We start from the raw sequence: 15,957 nt of genomic DNA on the forward strand, positions 1-15,957 counted from the left end.
GAAAAGATCGTTCGCCAGCATGCGGAGATGGCGGCGTTCCTTTGGTCCGTCTATGACCGCCACCTGCTGCATCCGGAGGAGAACCCTGAACTTGACGCGGTCAGGATTGCCCGGCTGATTGAACGCCTCGAGGCGCATCTCGACGGGCTGCGCGTCGCCGGCGAGGCGGGCCTGAGGATTGCCAGGGAGCGCTATGACGAGTTCCCTGAACAGGGGGAGCTCTTCGTGCTGAGGATGCTATCCGTGGCCGAGCCGCCGCGCATCCTCGATCTGGACCTCGACAGGGTGCGGACTTACCTTCGCTCGGGGCCGGGCGCGTGACCGCGACTGCAGCCGCCAACCGGAACAGAGCCGATCAGATATTCGCCACAAGCGGCACGTTGATCCACTGGCCGTTCTCGTATCTGTCGACTCCGCGCCCGTACTGCTTCCACAATTGGCTCCCGTCGCATGTCAGCCTGATCGCCGACGTGGTCTCGAAAACCGACAACGTCGTCCCCTTCAATTCGAGGATCTCCTCGTTTGCCGCGATCAGGATCCTGTTGTCCCAGCGGACCGTGTTCATCAGTGTTTCCGTTCGGCCTTCGACGTCGAGTTGCCTGAGCTGGTCAGCATTGCCCATCAAGGCCGTGGCGTTCCATCCAGTCACCAGTATCGTGTCCCTGGACAGCGCGAACACCGATGTCAGGCTTGCATTTGTCGGCACGTCGATTGTTTGAAACGCGCCATTGGCGACATAGGCCAGAAAACCGTTGTCGCCCGTCGCCATCATCTTGCCTTCGCCCTCGAGCGCCAGATCGAACAGATAGGTGTCGTCGTCATTGGGCGTGATCTCTACCCAGGCCGGGTCCTGCCAAAGACAGATGACACCTTCCGACGTCAGGCCGTGAAGTCGGCCGCCGACGACGCGCAGGGCGTTTATTCGTGGCACCGGATCGCCGACATCCGGCAGGTCCCTCCATTCGCCGTCGCGCAGCCGGTAGAGACCGGAATAGCCGTCCACCGCGAACAGCGAGCCGTCGAGCCACGCAATCCCGGTGATTTCGATGCCGAAGTCACGGATCAGGGTGGCGACATCGTTTTGCACCGAAAACAGCAGCGTTCGATCCGCGTCGACCGGTCCGTCGCCGATCGGGTGCGCGATGACGTAGGCGCCGGTCTCATGCAGCGCGATGCAGGTCGGATACAAACCGCCAGGTGTCTGGTACTTCATAGCTTACCTCCTCGCGGACATATCCGCGTCAAGACGGTACGGCGCTCACATTGGCATTGCCGCCATGGCCCGTGGCGAAGGATGTCGCGGTGGGAGCGCTGGTCTCGGGCCCACCGACTTCGGTGCTGTCGGTGCAGCCCATCTGGTCCTTATAATAGGAATCAAGCACGATCTTGATGCACTCAGCCTGGGCGTCCGTCAGGTTGGCGGCTTTCTTGACCGATTTGACGCCAGCGGCCCGTGCCTGACTGTATTTCCATTTTCCGCCCTTGGCCTTGACATTGGCCTTCTTGGCCTCCGCCCGGGTAACGTCATGAGCGACCTTATGCTGCTCGCCATGGTCCATGTTGTCCTTCAGGCAGATGCAGGGCGCGTCGTCCTCATTGTAGTTCCGTCCCGGATGCGGGCTGCCCGACTGGAAGATATTCTTGAGCTTCTTCCAGACGCGCGCCGCTATCTTTTTCGCCGACTTGAAGGACTTCTTGGTCGAGGCGCGAGCACCGGCCCGCACGAAGGCGCAGTTGTCGATGATATGATGCGGCTCATATCCCTTGGCGCATTTGTTTGGCTTGTACATGAAGAGGTAGTCTTCATAGAGTTTCTGACAGGTCGGGGTCCAGCCGGGGTTGGCCTTGCACACATGCAGCCATGGCGGCGTGTTCGCCGCTGAGCCGTGATTGTTTGTCGCCAGGTCGGTGAACCTTATCACCGGCTCGCCATCGGCCTTCACGTTCGGCGACCAGGAATTGAAATACTCTTTTCCTGTGTTGTTGGAAGTGATGATGCCTTTCTTCGCGGCGCAGCCGGCTTCCGTTCCGGACGTCTTCGTCAGGTCGGACTTGTTCTTGATGTTTATCGTCTTGCCGCCGATCTTGACCGTCCCGGTGCCGTCCTCGGTGTCGGAGGCGAAGCCGAAACTCGGATAGGGGACAGGAACGCCAGGCGGTGTCGCCGGGTTTTCGGGTGGCGTGAAACAGGTGTCGGGGAAAGCGGCGATCGTCTTGGCGTCGACAGCCTTGCCGGAGATTTCCAATCCGTTGGCGAAGACGTTGGACATTTAGCTCAGCCTCGACGCCACGACGGCGGCGCCGCATGCGCCCTCGTCATTCGATGCTTCGATCAGCACCGGATTTCCGGCCGCATAACCTTTCCTTGCAGCCGTGAACGCCATGCCGATCATTGTCGGTACGACAGCGGCCCCGATATTTCCAATCGACTCGCCCGGAGACCAAAGGTCTTGGAAGTCCACGTGGCCGCGCATCTGGCGCAGAAATGCAAGAGCTGTTTGCTTGAACCAGTACTGCTCGCCGATCAGGTCCGATATTCGGTAGCCTATCCCGACCATGGCGAAGCGCGATTCCCTGAGCGCAACGCCGTATGCTGCGGCCATACCCTCGCCGCGAAGTGGGAGGTCCTGCTTGTTGTAGATGGCGGCCGGCTCGCGCGCCAATCCGACACCGAGCAGGGTCAAGGAGCCTTGCCCGGGCTTCGTGCAAAGCACGGCGGCGGCGGCCTCTCCGGGGATGAAGCCGTTCGGATTGAATTTGGTCATCAAGCGGCTCTGGTCGAGATAATATCGGACCGTGCGAGGCGTGAGGTAGCTGTCGACGCCCGCGATCACGACATTGGCCACCTGACCCGAGGAGATTAGACGGCGCGCCTGCTCGAGCGCGGCGTGGCCCGACGGCCTGCCGTAGCTGATGATCCGCGATTTCGTATGCGGAGCCATTTCCAGGATCTCGGCGATCTTTCTCAGTAGCCTGGAGGCGTCGCGGACCGGCCTTCCCGACCGGCCTTCCTCGGCTAGGCAAAGGATGAGCGCCGTCTGCTCTCCGGCAATGCGCGCTCCACTCAGTGTTTCCGATATCGCACCGGCGGCCAGATGCGCGATCCTGCGCTCTCCGACCCAGTCGCGTGGAAGGGACACGGGAGCGCCGATCAGGGGCTCTCCCCGCGCGCCCGTGAAACGTGTCTCGCGAAATCCGTCGAGCCTCGCGCGCATAGCAGCGCAGGACGCGGGAGCGTCCAGTCCCACGGAGGTGACCATCCCAACCGAGGCGATATCGATCGTCCCGTTCAAGCGGCGTCCTCCTCCTCGTCCGGGGCGGTACCGTTGGCTCGTATGAAGATGCGCCCCGTCCTGTGCGCGTGGATCATCGACTCTGTAGGCGCGCCGATCCAGCATTCTGTAAAATCAAGCACAGTGCGCTCGATCCGGCACGAAATACGCCAGACCAACGAGAATCGTTTTGCCTCCGGATCGAATAGGATTGTATCCGGGTACACGTCGCTTTCGAAAGCGGTGAACCTGCTCTTGAAGAGCCGCATCGGGAGCGCCGTCGGAGGCAGCCGGAACGCGGTTCGTCCCTCTGGCGTCAGATTGACCAGCACCACGTCCTCGCCGCCTCGCGGATGGTCAATCTGCTGGTCGGACGGCGCCATTTGGAAATATCGCTCGTCGAAATCGGGCGGCAAAAACGGGAAGATGTTGTCGATCCAGTTCTGGTCGTAGGTGCCGCCATATTCGATGCGGCCGGGCCAGCCACGTCCCATCGGCCCGAACGCCATTGGCCTGTAGTCGCCGAAGGGCGAGCGGATCTCCTCGCCGGGAGCCTGCGTGTTCGGTAATCGAAGGCCTGGAATAAGGCGTTGATTCCTTGTCCGCGACCAGCCAGTGCCGACCGGATTATGTCTATAGCTAGCGGGAAGCTGGTCCTCGGGGTCGAGCCGGTCGACGCCACCCCAGGCGACATCGTACGAAATGGGCAACTTCAGGAAGGGCTGCGGCGCGGTTGCGGTGAACACCGGTCCGATGGCCCGCCATTCGCGGTGGCCGACGACTTCGAACAGCTTTGACCAATTGCCAATCTTGATGCCTACCGGCACGCGTTCGGCTGGACGCCCTCCCGGCGCATACGCAAAGCCATTTGCAATCACGTCGCAGCGCGGCTTGCGGAAGGCGAAATCGGTTTCCCACAGCGTCGCCGAATAGCCCGGCACGCCGGTGTGCGTGTCCGCCATGACCAGCGGAACCTGTTCTGCCGATTTCCGCACCAGCCCGGCGGGTGTCGCGGGAAAATCGAAAGTGCCCTTTACCACCACGACCAGCCACTCATGGCCGGCCTTGTCCATGCCCATGGTGAACTGATGCGGATAGCCCATCTGGTTCCAGATCTGCATCAGCTGGTCTCCCAGCTCGCGGCGAAGATCTGCTCCAGCGTCGGCTGCGGCGCCTGCGGATCGACGTCGAAAATATCCGTATGCGCCGTCCACATGACGAGGTCGCCGATGACATCGTTTTCGCCATCGACAAATGGAACGGGCAGGTTCACCAGCGCCGTGTCGAGTTCGTCGGGCGTCAGCTCCGCCCGCTGCGCAGTGAAGGCTGCGCTCTCGATGCCATCGAACCAGCCATCGGAATAGGCCAGCTTCAGCGGCGCCTCAGAAAGCCGGGCGACCACGCTCAGCGGGAACCGCCGGCCGACCCGGTCGGCGCTTTGCAGCACGACGCCGGCCGCAGCACCGAACGAAGCAGGGCCGCTAAGGAACCGCAGCGCCGTGTCCGCCGGCCAGGTCTCTACCCCGAACAGCGGCACGATGTGCTGCGCCAGCCAGCGGTCCCACCTGCGCACGAAATCGCCTGGCAGCCGGCGCGTGACGAAATCGCCGGCGGCAGGCATCTTGCCATAGAAGCCGGGCAGGATCAGATCTGCGGCGGACATGTGAACTTCTTGAACATTTCTAGCGTGTAAGGGTTCTCGACGCTGGCCGCCTTGAGCTCGAAATCGGCCCACATCCCCTTGGTGCCGAGCCGCAGGCTGTAGACGTCGGTGAGCTTGGTCGCGTTGAAGCGGCCGCCGCGCAGCATTCTCAGCCACGCCCAGCTGCCGGTCTCGTTGAGCATCACCTCGGGCGAGCCGTCGACCGGCTGGAAGGCGAGCGAGATCACGCCGGTGCCGTCCTTGCCCGGCCATGTCATCGGCTGCGGCCTCGTCGCGTTGTTGTAATAGACGAGGTTCTGGCCATCGAGGTTGAGCGTCACCCGCGCCACGTTGGGCGACAGATCCTTGGGTTCCAGCGTGAAATTCATCACCGGTCCGGTGCCGCCGGGGAACAGATCGTCGCGAATGTGGCGCGCCTGCTCGAACGCAGCGAGTGCCGCCGGGTCGAGGCCGAAATCGGCGCGCCATTTCCACGGCTCGCTGGCGGTGTCGACATAGTTGATCAGATGGTCGTTGGTGAAGGCATCGATGAGCCCGGTCGGCCCGAACAGGCGCTGGAAGTCGCGCACATTGACGTCGACCGCGCTGTCCGGGCTGAACGGATAGCGGTTGTTGAGCGCGGCCTGGCAGAAGGGCAGGATGTCCGCCCGCCAGATGGCGTTGAGCTCATTGGTGACGGCCTTCTGCGACAGGCCGCTTGTGTCGCCGGCAATTCCGCCCAGCCAGTCGTTGATCGGCGAGGGCAGGATCTGCGCCTGCCTTGCGACTGCGCCTGTCAGTTCGGCAAGCCCGCCCTGCTTCTTGATGGCGTCCTGCGGATCAGGGTTGGCGGTGACCGTCTGCAGCACATTAGACAGCGCCGTCAGCGCCACGACGGCGGCGTCGAGCGCCGGCGGCTGGCCGTCGACCTGGGCGATCGTGCCCTTGAGCGGCTTGAAATGCTCGGCCACCAGGCTGCCGGTCATGTCGACCTGGTCGGCCGAGCCCGCGCGGGGCAGGAGCTTCGCTCCCGTCTTCACCACCTTGCCCAATTTGCCGAGCTTGCTGAGCAGCTTCGAGCCGGTCTTGGCAGCGCCGCTCTTGTCGTCGGCCGCCGCGTCGTCGGAACGGGTCAGGTCCGTCTCCTGCACCACCGCGGTCAGCAGCCGCTTCAGCGCCGAGTCGGCGCTGGACAGGTCCTTGAGGTTCTCGCTCGCGACGTTGAGGTCCGTCAGCGGCGCCAGCCGCATGTCGCGCAGGAAACTATCCCACTGCGCGATATAGTCGTCGTAATAGAGCTTGAGGATGTCTTCCGACAGCGCCGAAACCGACGTCTCCGAATTCTCGGAGCAGCCGCCGGCAAACACCGCGCGGTCGAGCGCTGCCTGCCCGGCGACATCCTCGACCCGGTCGAGGATTGCGTCGTGGAAGCCGGCATAGGTGTAAGGGCCTGGTACGCCGACACGCAGCGTCTTGTCCGAGCGGCGCGCGAACACCTTGGCGCCGTTCGGTCCGGCGAAATTCGCCGGCACCCATTCCTTGACCGCCGCCACTTCCGGGTCGGCCAGAAGCTGCTTGTAGGCGCGTTCTGGCAGCGAGATCGTGCAGACCGTCTTCAGCGCCTCGGCGACCAGCTCCTTGTCCGGCGCGATGTAGCTGTCGTCGACCGCCATGCGGCGGATCGCGGCAAGCTGGTGCTCTTCGGCGTCCGCGGTCGGGAAGGGTGCGGCCGGCGCGAATTGTGGCAGGCTGTTCACCCACCAGTTCTGCACGAAATCGGTGTCCATCTGCGACAGGCCAGTCATCATGCGGTAAGTCTTCAGCGCGCCGAGCATGAAATCCGGATCGCGGATCTGCCGCCACATCGTCGCCTCCAGCAGCGCGACCATATGCGGCTCCAGCACGTTGCGCAGCGCATGGTCGTAGGTATCGGTCTGTGCGCGTATGAGCTCGGCCGAGGCGGTCGGGCCGAGCAGGTTGTGGATCGCATCCGGCGGTGCCGTGCGGGCCGTGGCCACCGCGTCCATCGCCGCCAGCGCGCCGTCCATGGTCGGCTGCTCGACCGCGGCCGGCATCGCCGCGACGTCCGTGAGCGGCGCCTGCAGCGCCTCGAATTGGCCGGCCTGTTCGGCGATCGCATTGCGGTTGTCGAGATAGGACCAGGTGAACAGTCCGCCGGCGAGCAGGGCGGCGAGCGTACAGGCGGCGGCGGCTCCGCGCCAGATCCAGGCGCGGCGGCGCTGCGCCAGCGGATCGAATGTGCCGAGGCCGGCTTCCTTGAAGATCACTTCGGTGAGCAGATTCCTGAGGAAGAAGCTGCGTTTCTCGACGCGCGCCGCCGGCATGGCGCGACGCGGCGGCAGCCCGAACGATGAGGAAAGGGCGGCAGTCAGCCGGTCGATCGGCGCGCCTTCCTGCGTCGCCGAGGTCAGATAGAGGCCGCGCAGCCAAGCGGCTTCCTCATAGCGGCTCTCGCCGAACATCGCCTCGACCAGCACCTGGATCGGCTCGGACAGGCTGGCAAGCTGCGCCGGGAAACGGAAGATCTCGGCGCGCTGGCCGAGCTTGTCTTCATCCTCCAGCCGCGGCACCAGCCGCCGCTCCAATTCGCTGGCAAGCCTGGCGAGTTCGGTCTGGATCATGCCGGCACTGACGCGGGCGTCGAGCGGGAAAGTGGTTCCCCACACCTGCTCGCGCGCCGTGGTCGACAAGCCGCCGAAGAACGCTTCGAACCCTTTGATCAGATCGGCCTTGGTCAGCATCAGGTAGACAGGAAGGCGGATCTCCAGCCGGTCGTTCAGCTCCGCCAGCCGGCGGCGGATCTTTCTGCCATGCGCCTTGATCGCGTCGTCGCCCTCCGACAGCGCATCGATCGACAACGCCACGATCACCCCGTTGAGCGCGCGCCGGCCTCGGTGCTTCTTTAGAAGGTCGAGGAAGCCCAGCCACTCCGCCGCGTCGACATCCGGCTGGCTTTCCTGCTGGACGTAGCGGCCCGCCGTGTCGATCAGCACCGCGTTCTCGGAGAAGAACCAGTCGCAATTGCGCGTGCCGCCGACGCCCTGCAGGTCGTCCGTGAGGTCGATCGGAAAATTGAGGCCCGACTGGCGCAATGCCGTGGTCTTGCCGGTGGCCGGCGGACCGACGATCACATACCAGGGCATCTCGCGCAGGAATTTTCTGCCGCCGAGCTTGCGGCGCTTCAGCTCCGCCATCACCTCGCCGAACTTGGCGCCGACGGCCGCAACGCTTTCCTCGCCGGGCGTGAGCTGCTTTTCGGCGACCGGCGCCGCGATCTCGGCGACGAACATGCGGTTGGCGCGGATTGCGCGGCGTTGCGCGATGATCAGCCAGATCAGCCACAGGATGATCAGCCCGGCGATGATGGCGATGCGCACATTGTCGGATTCGAACGGCGCGTAGGGGCCGACCTGCACGATCGGGCCGAACACCCAGATCAGCAGCGAAAGCAGCGCGATGCCGATCAGCGTCCAGAGAAAACGCGAGGTGATGACGGCCCAGAGGAAGCGCAGGATGAACATCTCAGAGCCTCTTCTCGACCAGAACCTCGACGCGCCGGTTGAGCGCGCGGCCCTCGCGCGTCGAGTTGTCGGCCACCGGATCGGTTTCGGCGCGGCCCTCGGAAGAAATACTCTCCGGCGGCACGCCGGCTTGCACCAGAAGCTTGGCTATGGTTTCGGCGCGCGCTTCCGACAGACGCTGGTTGCTGGCCAGCGGATTGGACTTTTGCAGGCGCACATTGTCGGTATGGCCGACGACAGTGATTTTTCCGATCAGCTCCTTATTGTCCAGGATCACCTTGGCGATCGCTGCGATCAGCGGTTCGTATCCTTCCGTCAGCGTCGGCCGGGAGGACTGGAACAGCTCGGGATTGGAGGACTGGATGATCAGCTTGGCCAGCGAGACGCTCTCGGTGCCGCTGAGCGCCCCCTTGAGGTTGTCCGGCGCCTCGGCCTTGAATTCCGGCAGCAGCGCGAAATCGACCGGCTGCGGCTCGGGCGCGGGTGCATCCTGCTTGGGCGCGGCGCGGGTGATGTCGCCGCGCGAGGCCGGCGGCAGCGTGCGCACCAGCGCGGAAAGCTCGACCGCCTGGCTGCTCAGGCCCATCGACAGGCCGATATAGGCTGCCGCGGCGACGACGATCGCGGCAAGCGCCATCACCCAGATCGGAACGATGAAGCGCTGCGGCTCGTCGGAGGCGATTACGCCCTTCCAGTTCGGCGACAGCGGTGCGTCCTCGGCGTCCGCGTTGCGCAGGAAGCGTGCGGCGGCCACGCGCACGGCGTTGAGCGAACGGTCGCCGGCGCGGCCGGGCACGCGGTACTTGCCGCGGAAGCCGAGTGCCAGGCAGTAATATTGCAGCTCCAGCATCTCACGGTCGCGGTTGGGGTGCCGCTCCAGCTCGTCGAGGCGCGTGAAGAACTGGGTGCCAGCGTCGACATCGCCGCGCAGCATGACCACCAGCGGCTGGCGCGGCCAGGCGCTGGCGCCGCCCCACGGCGTGTTGAGCGCCAGATCGTCGAGCAGCGCCGCCACCGCCCATGCGGCCTGGTCGGCGCGCTCCAGCGATGAGCCCGCTGCCACCGCCGCGTCTCGGGCCCGCACCAACTCGTCGAGCAGGCGCGTGCGCATGACTTCCGGGTTCTCCGGCGCCAGCGCGCTTTCGAGCTCCGGCGCGAATTCGAGCAGCGGCGCGAAAATGTTGATCAGTGTGTTGGGATGCGCGCGTGCCCGTTTGACCGGCGCGCCCGGCGCCAGCGGCGCCATCGGCCGGGGCGCGGCACCCGTCAGCCGGATGCGGGTTCGCTCGCGATCCTCCGACAGTCCGAAAGGATCATCCCGGCTCATGGCCTCACCTGTTCACCGAATAGCAGTCGACCTGCGGCTCGCTCGGCAGCACACCGGAAACACCGATGACGAAGCCGGGGGCGTCGAGCAGCGAAGCCCAATGCTCGCTCTTCTGGTCGAGCTCCAGGCACAGCCTGTCGCCGTCATAAGGGATCTCGCGCGGCTGCGAATGCAGCGGTTTCAGCGGAATGCCCGGCAGGCGCGACTTCCACAGCCCTTCGAACTGGTCGGCTGACCCGACCGTCGCCTGGTTGACGAAGATCTTGCGCAGCGCATCCTCCGAAAGCTCGGAGCCGACGCGGATGACGATGCGGCTGGCGACCAGCAGTTTCGGATTGTCGATCCGCACCTTCCACACATTGGTCGCGTGCCGCATGACCGGCAGCGCGCGCGACTTCGGCTCGATATAGCGCAGGCTGAGGATGAGCGAACGCAAGGCGTCGGCCAGCGCCATATAGGCGGGACCCGGCGCCATGTGGTCGTAGGCCGGCAGCTCTCCGAGCCGCCGCGAGCTCGAGCCGTAGGTGGCCATCTCGCCGGCGAGGCCGGCAAGCTCGAGATAGAGCTCGGCCGGATGGAAGACATCCTGCGCCAGCATATGCGCAAGGCGCGGCCGCGCAGCATTGGCGAGATGCAGCATCAAAAGGTCTTCGACGCTGCGGCCGGCGCCGCCCATCACCATCTTGCCATGCGCCTCGGCGATCTGGTCAAGGCCGGTGACGACCTCCTGCAGCAATTGCCGGTACCAGTGGACGGCGCCGGTGATCAGCGTCGGCGGCAGGAAGGCCTGGTCGAGCGAGACGCCGCCATCGGCCCGCACACCTTTGATGTCGGCGACCGGCAGCGCCGTATAGCCGCCGACCGATTTGCCGGGCGCCAGCAGCACCGATTGCGGCCGCGCGATCTCGATCTCTTCCGGATCGGCGCCGCCCTGCACGGAATCGCGCACCGCAACGATCTTGCCGTGGTAGCGCGCGCCCGTCGACGCGGAATGCGCCGGATCGAAGCCGACGCCGCCGGGCGGCTCGAGCGGCAACGCCACCAGCACCGGCCCGGCGCCGGTGTCGGCCGTGACCGGCAGCGGCTTCGGCGCGTCCATCAGTTCCGGGATGGAGAAGGGCGTACCGTCCGGGAAGATGCCCCGGGCGGACACGATCGACACCTGGCCCGCGTCGAGCAGCGACTGGTCGAGCGTCAGCTGCTGGAAGCCGAACGTATGGAGCTGGCCGGCCTGCAAGGCGCCGCGCACCATCCCCTCGAAGAACCGGTCCTGCTGCTGGAAGTGCTGGGTCCTCAAGAAGAGTCCCTCGGACCACAGCACCCTGTTTGCGTCGCTCATGCCACTGCTCTCTGCACTGCCGTGCTTGTCTCGCCGTCAGGCGGAAATGCCGCCCTTGCCGAGGCTGACGTTGATGGTGAATTTCGACCCCGGCGATACCGACTTGGTCGTGCGCCAGTTGCGTCCGCCGGGCTCGCGGATCAGCGCGACGAAGCCGAGCGCCGTCGCGTTCGGTTCGACCGTGATGGTCTTGGCCGCCGTCTTGCCCGGAGCGACCGAGATCGCGTCCGATCCGATGAGGTCGGCGCCCAGCGCCGAGCCGGCATCGCCCTGCAGCGCGAAATAATCGGCCGAGTTGAACTTGCCTGTGCTGGCAAGCCGCATCACCAGCACGGTCACCGGCCTGTCGCCGCCGCCCGGTCCCGGATTCATGCCGGCGCCACCGGTCACGTTGACCGAGATGACCGATGGTTTCGGCGGGCCGCTCTGGCAAGCCGCAAGCAGCCCCGTCGCGCCGATGGCGACGATGAATTCACGTCTGTCGATCATGTCCCTACTCCTCTTCATATGCGTCCCTGAAATCTGCGCCGATCTCGCCCAGGAAGCTCGATTCCGCGCTCTGGGCGATGTCGCGATGGCGTTTCTGGTAAAGCTCCCACAGCTTGGCATTGCGCCCGCCGGCAAGCAGATTGCCGATCGCCGAATTGGACTTGAGCTCTTCCTCGATCGCGGCCGGATCGAAGCGGTCGATCATGCGCCGCAGCGCCGCCTGTACGCCGCGCCAGGCGCGCACGTGATGCTGCGCGAGGTCCTTCACCGCGTCGCCGATCGCCGCCTCGCCGGAGAGAAAGCCGGGACTGCGTTCCGCGATGATGGTGACGATGACATCCTCGACCGTCGGCAGGAATTTGAGCGGGTTGACCTCGGAGGCGCCGACCATGGTCTGGGCGACGCGCGCGCTGCCCTTCTCCTCGGCGCGCTTGCGCAGGAGCTGCATCAGCCCATCGAGCATCAGCCTGTATTCGCGCCCGAACTTCTCCATTTCGGCGACCGGGTCGCGTCCGGGGAAATCGGCCTCCTCGACGCCCATGCCGCGCAGGAACGCCGCGCGCAACGCCATGTCGCTGGGCGCCGGTTGCATCGGACGTGACGGTTTGGGAGCGGGACGCGGCGGCGCGGCGGGTTCGGCCCGCACCGGCATCTCCCATGGGCGGGCGGCCTGCGGCTTCTCGGCGGCCTTTTCGACGCGGCGAGCTGGATCGGCACTGTTGCCGGAAGCGGGCGTCGCGGCTGGCCCGAAGCCGAAATCGTCGAAGCCGGACGGTTTCGCCGCGGGTTCGGGCGTGTCGCTGCGCAACGGCATGTCGCCGAAGCCGAACGGATCCGACCGGCCGACGGCGGGCTCGTTGTTCGATGTCGGCGTCGCCACCGGATCGAGGCTAAACGGGTCGTCGAAGGCGGGCGAGCTGCGCTGGTTGGAACTGCGATCGTAAGCTCCGGGCACAGGCTGCTCGAACGGATCGGGCAGCCCGGCCGGGCGCGGCCGCAGCGGCTCTTCCTCGACCTTGGCCGAGAAAAAGTCGTCGCCGCCGATGCTGGCCGGTGTCCGCGATTGCGGCGACCATGCCGGCTCGGCGTTGGCGATCGGCGCCTGGCTGATCGAGGTGTGGCCGGCGCTGGGCTGCACCTCGACATGGAGCACATAGTCGCCCATGCGCAGCCGCATGCCGCTTTGCAGGCGCGTCGACCTGCCGGTACCGAGCGGGCTGTCGGAATCGTCGATGAACAGCCCGCTGCTCGACGTATCGGTGACGTAATAGCCGTCGCGGCCGCCGCTGATCTTGCAGTGCGCGCGTGAGACGAACATGTCCGGATCGTCGATCTGCCAGCCGGCATCGGCGCTGCGGCCGATCACCAGCTCGCCCTCGTCCAGCCGGGCCTGCCTGACCACTTGCGAGCGCGGGCCTTGTTCCAGGGTCAGCAGCAGGCTCATCAGGCTGCCTCCGCCATGTCCGGCCGCCAACCGACGATGGTGCGCAGCCTGAGATCGTCGGCGTCGCCCTTTTCGACAGGGCGCGAAAGCCAGGAGGTACGGCCGAGCTGGATGGTTCCCATCTTCGGCGAAGGCACGGCGTCGCGCGCGAGCACGATGCGCAGATCGACGTCGAGCGCTTCGCCGATCATGTCGCGCACCGCCTTCTTGAACAGGGCAAGGCGCCGTTCTCCGGGCAGGAACGATTTGAAGTCGTCGAGGCTCAGCGGGCCGACGCGCAATTCGATCCGGCTCTGCCGGCTGAAGACGCGCGGGCCGATCGTTGCCCCGCCGCCGAGCGCCGCATAGGCCTTGCCGACGCGGCTCTGCAGCGCCGTGGGAATGGTGATCCAGGCGGCGACGAATTCCTTGATTTCAACCGGCACCTTGAAGGCCGTGGCGAGAAAAAGCGTCAGCCGCTCCGCGCCGTCGACCTGGTTGGCCAGCGACCCGGCCTGGCGCAGCCGCACCGTGTCGAGCTCGGGGTCCTGCGTGCCGGGAAGGCCGATGCCAGCCATGGCCTCCAGCATGGCGCGCACGCGCCCGCCGACCGAACGTTCGACCTGCACCGCCGGATGCGCATCGGCCCATGCGCGGTAGTAGAGCGCGATCATGCGATGCTGCAGGATGTTGACGAAGTCGACGAAGGTCGTGTCGCTGGTCTGCTCGGCGCCGGCGCCGGTGAACCAGCGCTGCGACAGCCGGTCGAGCACCCAGCGCGTCAGATGCAGCGGCATCGGCCCTTCCGGCCCGAGCAGGCCGAGATTGGCGATCGTCACCCGCGCCGGAGCGTTGTCCCTGGCGTCCTGGAATTTGATCACGTCCCTGGCCGAGAAGCTCAGGCGCACATGTTGGCCGAGCCTTGCCGGCTCACGGTCCGCGGTTCCGGAATGCCCGAACAGTCCGCGCCGCTGCTCCAGGCGGCGCAACAGCTCGAAGAAGTCGAAGCTCTCCGACAGCGCCTCGGCCTCGGCTGGGGCGGGCTGCGCTAGATCAGGTAGCGATTGCCGGGCGTCATCGGCCATGGCACATCCTCCTGCTTCTGCAGCAGCCGCGTACGCGTCCGCACGAAACCGTTTATCCCGGCATGGCGGGCAAACAGCCGCGCCAGCAGGGCCGAAAGCAGCAGCGTGCTTTGCCCCGCCAGCACCGACTGGTCGACATGTAGCGTGACTTCGGTGCCGCGTCCGAAACACATCGGCCCGTCGATCTTGAGCCGCTCGATCACCGGCCGCGAGTCGATGCGGGTGATCGAATGCACGTTGCGGGCAAGGCTCGGATCACCGCGATCGGCGTAGAGGTCGAGCAAGGCGTGCAGCGGATCGACGCCGCGGCCTTCTTTGGCGAGGCTCAGGAAATTGAGCGAGAGCTGCGCCACCAGCCGCCAGGCGAGATTGTCGGCGCGGGATTCGCCTTCGGCGCCGGCCGGCAGCGCCGCCGGGATCGCCGGCTGCGGCGGCCGCAGCGCGCCGAGCAGGCGTACCGCTTCCACCGGGTCGGCGGTCTCCAGCGTCAGCGACGGCGTATCGTCCAGGATCGGCAGGTCGCGGTTGGTGCAGAGCGCCATCACGTCGAGCCGCTTGAGCGGCCGGTTCGGCTGGCTGCCGGCCGGCCGCGAGACTGCGATAAAGACATCGTCGCCGGTGTAGGAGGTGCGGGTCAGGCCGTCGCGCCGCTCGTCCTCAGTGGCCCGGCGCGGGCGCCGCTCCGTCGAATAGACCCAGCCGCTGCCGCGGTTCTGTCCCAGGCTGAATAGTTCGGGGATGGTCGCCTCGCTGCCTTCGGCATCGGCGTCTTCCACCCGAGTGACCCGGAAGATCTCGAAATCGCGCGCCCGGGTGCGGTCGGCGTGCAGCACCTGGCGCGTCCGGCGCGGATCGATCTCGATGACGTTGCACTCGCGTTCGAAGAGATTGATGATCGGCGTCGCGAACAGCTCGAAATCGGCCACCGTCACATCGGCGAGTTCCGGCACCGGACGCCGGAATAGGAAGATGATCTCTATTCCCCCATCGCACTTGCGCACCACCGGCTGCAGGCCGGCAACGCGCACATAGTGGAAGCGTTCGGGGATCATGAAATATTCGCGCAGCAGCCGGTATCCCTCAAAGGTCGGCCGCGTGCGCGGCATCAGCGCTTCATCGTCGTGGATCCCGACCATTTCTGGCTCGGGCAGCGCGGTGAGCGGATTGGTCTTGCCTTCCGCCCGCGCGCCGACGGCCGAACAGGCGCCGAAGATCGCATCGAAGATGAGCGGCGCCTTGGCGCGCCCGGCGAAATAGAGATCGAGGCGGTCGAGCGACAATTCGCTGAGCTTGCCCTTTCCGGTCCGGGTAAGCGCGATGCGGAACGCCGCTTCGCCGCGAACGCCGCCGACAGGCGCGATGCCGGCGGCGGCGAGTGCGCTGCGGTCCTGGAAATAGCTGACCGAATTGATCGCGATCGGCCAAAGCGTCACCTCTTGCGCGGTGGTGAAGGTTGAGCGCGTCGAGAGCCCAGGATGAAGGCCGGAAACCAGCCGCGTGCCGCGCGCCACGGCATGGCCGGCGATCATCGATTGCACCTGCTGTCCAGGTTTCAGCACGGCCATCGCCGTCGCCGGCGCCGGCGTCACAAGGTCGGGATAGAGCACGTCGAGCACGGCGCGCGAGAAGCGCGAGCGCTCGGCGTCGACCTTCAGCCGCGTGCGCGCGGCAAGAAAGGCCACGCCGTCGAGCAGCCGTTCGACATAGGGATCGGGGCAGGGGACGGTATCGAGGGAAAGGTTGCGGGCCACCGCCGGATGCATGTCGGCGAATTCCGCGGCCAGCGCGCGGATATGGGTCAGTTCCTCTTCGTAATACTCCACGAAGACCCGATCCAT

13 protein-coding genes are annotated in these 15,957 nt (G+C 65.9%); 1 reads left to right on the forward strand and 12 read right to left on the reverse strand.

From position 1 onward, the window contains the following. The first annotated feature begins 27 nt into the window (after positions 1-27). Entirely contained in the window at positions 28-321 is a 294-nt protein-coding gene (locus LB529_RS25695; RefSeq protein ID WP_224640023.1) for a hypothetical protein, read from the forward strand. Between the two features lie 34 nt (positions 322-355). Here LB529_RS25695 and LB529_RS25700 read toward each other — a convergent pair whose 3' ends face one another. From LB529_RS25700 to tssF, 12 genes are read right to left on the reverse strand one after another with little or no spacing between them, the layout of a single operon-like run. Beyond that, complete coding sequence (locus tag LB529_RS25700; protein ID WP_224712685.1) at positions 356-1,213, reverse strand: hypothetical protein; 858 nt, start codon at positions 1,211-1,213, stop codon at positions 356-358. Between the two features lie 28 nt (positions 1,214-1,241). Further along, positions 1,242-2,270, reverse strand: coding sequence for a PAAR-like domain-containing protein (locus tag LB529_RS25705; protein WP_224712686.1), 1,029 nt, complete (start codon positions 2,268-2,270; stop codon positions 1,242-1,244). Then, positions 2,271-3,293: a 3-oxoacyl-ACP synthase gene (locus tag LB529_RS25710; protein WP_224712687.1), complete on the reverse strand. Its 1,023-nt coding sequence runs from the start codon at positions 3,291-3,293 to the stop codon at positions 2,271-2,273. Then, positions 3,290-4,393, reverse strand: a complete 1,104-nt coding sequence (locus LB529_RS25715) for a DUF2169 domain-containing protein (protein WP_224639992.1) — start codon at positions 4,391-4,393, stop codon at positions 3,290-3,292. The genes LB529_RS25710 and LB529_RS25715 overlap by 4 nt, the downstream gene beginning before the upstream one ends. Next, complete coding sequence (tagF, locus tag LB529_RS25720) at positions 4,393-4,935, reverse strand: type VI secretion system-associated protein TagF (RefSeq protein WP_224712688.1); 543 nt, start codon at positions 4,933-4,935, stop codon at positions 4,393-4,395. The genes LB529_RS25715 and tagF overlap by 1 nt, the downstream gene beginning before the upstream one ends. Continuing rightward, positions 4,917-8,456 carry a type VI secretion system membrane subunit TssM gene (gene tssM / locus LB529_RS25725; RefSeq protein ID WP_224712689.1) on the reverse strand — a complete coding sequence of 1,180 codons (3,540 nt, stop codon included), beginning with the start codon at positions 8,454-8,456 and terminating at the stop codon, positions 4,917-4,919. Before tssM ends, tagF begins: the two co-directional genes overlap by 19 nt. Position 8,457: 1 nt before the next feature. After that, complete coding sequence (gene icmH / locus LB529_RS25730; protein WP_224712690.1) at positions 8,458-9,783, reverse strand: type IVB secretion system protein IcmH/DotU; 1,326 nt, start codon at positions 9,781-9,783, stop codon at positions 8,458-8,460. A 4-nt stretch (positions 9,784-9,787) separates the two neighbouring features. After that, on the reverse strand, positions 9,788-11,122 hold the full coding sequence (gene tssK / locus LB529_RS25735; protein WP_224712691.1) for a type VI secretion system baseplate subunit TssK: 1,335 nt from the start codon (positions 11,120-11,122) through the stop codon (positions 9,788-9,790). A 36-nt stretch (positions 11,123-11,158) separates the two neighbouring features. Further along, complete coding sequence (gene tssJ / locus LB529_RS25740) at positions 11,159-11,611, reverse strand: type VI secretion system lipoprotein TssJ (RefSeq protein WP_095765815.1); 453 nt, start codon at positions 11,609-11,611, stop codon at positions 11,159-11,161. 4 nt (positions 11,612-11,615) lie between these two features. Beyond that, positions 11,616-13,055 carry a type VI secretion system-associated FHA domain protein TagH gene (gene tagH / locus LB529_RS25745; RefSeq protein ID WP_224712692.1) on the reverse strand — a complete coding sequence of 480 codons (1,440 nt, stop codon included), beginning with the start codon at positions 13,053-13,055 and terminating at the stop codon, positions 11,616-11,618. Next, entirely contained in the window at positions 13,055-14,119 is a 1,065-nt protein-coding gene (gene tssG, locus LB529_RS25750; protein WP_224712693.1) for a type VI secretion system baseplate subunit TssG, read from the reverse strand. Before tssG ends, tagH begins: the two co-directional genes overlap by 1 nt. Further along, positions 14,083-15,957, reverse strand: coding sequence for a type VI secretion system baseplate subunit TssF (gene tssF, locus LB529_RS25755; RefSeq protein ID WP_224712694.1), 1,875 nt, complete (start codon positions 15,955-15,957; stop codon positions 14,083-14,085). The genes tssG and tssF overlap by 37 nt, the downstream gene beginning before the upstream one ends.

Source organism: Mesorhizobium sp. CA5, assembly GCF_020165105.1.
Lineage (GTDB): Bacteria > Pseudomonadota > Alphaproteobacteria > Rhizobiales > Rhizobiaceae > Mesorhizobium.

Bases quoted from the DNA above. Each gene is read 5' to 3' on its own strand.
- LB529_RS25695 (WP_224640023.1), top strand. From the start codon at position 28: ATGGCGGCGTTCCTTTGGTCCGTCTATGACCGCCACCTGCTGCATCCG.
- LB529_RS25700 (WP_224712685.1), bottom strand. From the start codon at position 1,213: ATGAAGTACCAGACACCTGGCGGTTTGTATCCGACCTGCATCGCGCTG.
- LB529_RS25705 (WP_224712686.1), bottom strand. From the start codon at position 2,270: ATGTCCAACGTCTTCGCCAACGGATTGGAAATCTCCGGCAAGGCTGTC.
- LB529_RS25715 (WP_224639992.1), bottom strand. From the start codon at position 4,393: ATGCAGATCTGGAACCAGATGGGCTATCCGCATCAGTTCACCATGGGC.
- tagF (WP_224712688.1), bottom strand. From the start codon at position 4,935: ATGTCCGCCGCAGATCTGATCCTGCCCGGCTTCTATGGCAAGATGCCT.
- tssM (WP_224712689.1), bottom strand. From the start codon at position 8,456: ATGTTCATCCTGCGCTTCCTCTGGGCCGTCATCACCTCGCGTTTTCTC.
- icmH (WP_224712690.1), bottom strand. From the start codon at position 9,783: ATGAGCCGGGATGATCCTTTCGGACTGTCGGAGGATCGCGAGCGAACC.
- tssK (WP_224712691.1), bottom strand. From the start codon at position 11,122: ATGAGCGACGCAAACAGGGTGCTGTGGTCCGAGGGACTCTTCTTGAGG.
- tssJ (WP_095765815.1), bottom strand. From the start codon at position 11,611: ATGATCGACAGACGTGAATTCATCGTCGCCATCGGCGCGACGGGGCTG.
- tagH (WP_224712692.1), bottom strand. From the start codon at position 13,055: ATGAGCCTGCTGCTGACCCTGGAACAAGGCCCGCGCTCGCAAGTGGTC.
- tssG (WP_224712693.1), bottom strand. From the start codon at position 14,119: ATGGCCGATGACGCCCGGCAATCGCTACCTGATCTAGCGCAGCCCGCC.
- tssF (WP_224712694.1), bottom strand. From the start codon at position 15,957: ATGGATCGGGTCTTCGTGGAGTATTACGAAGAGGAACTGACCCATATC.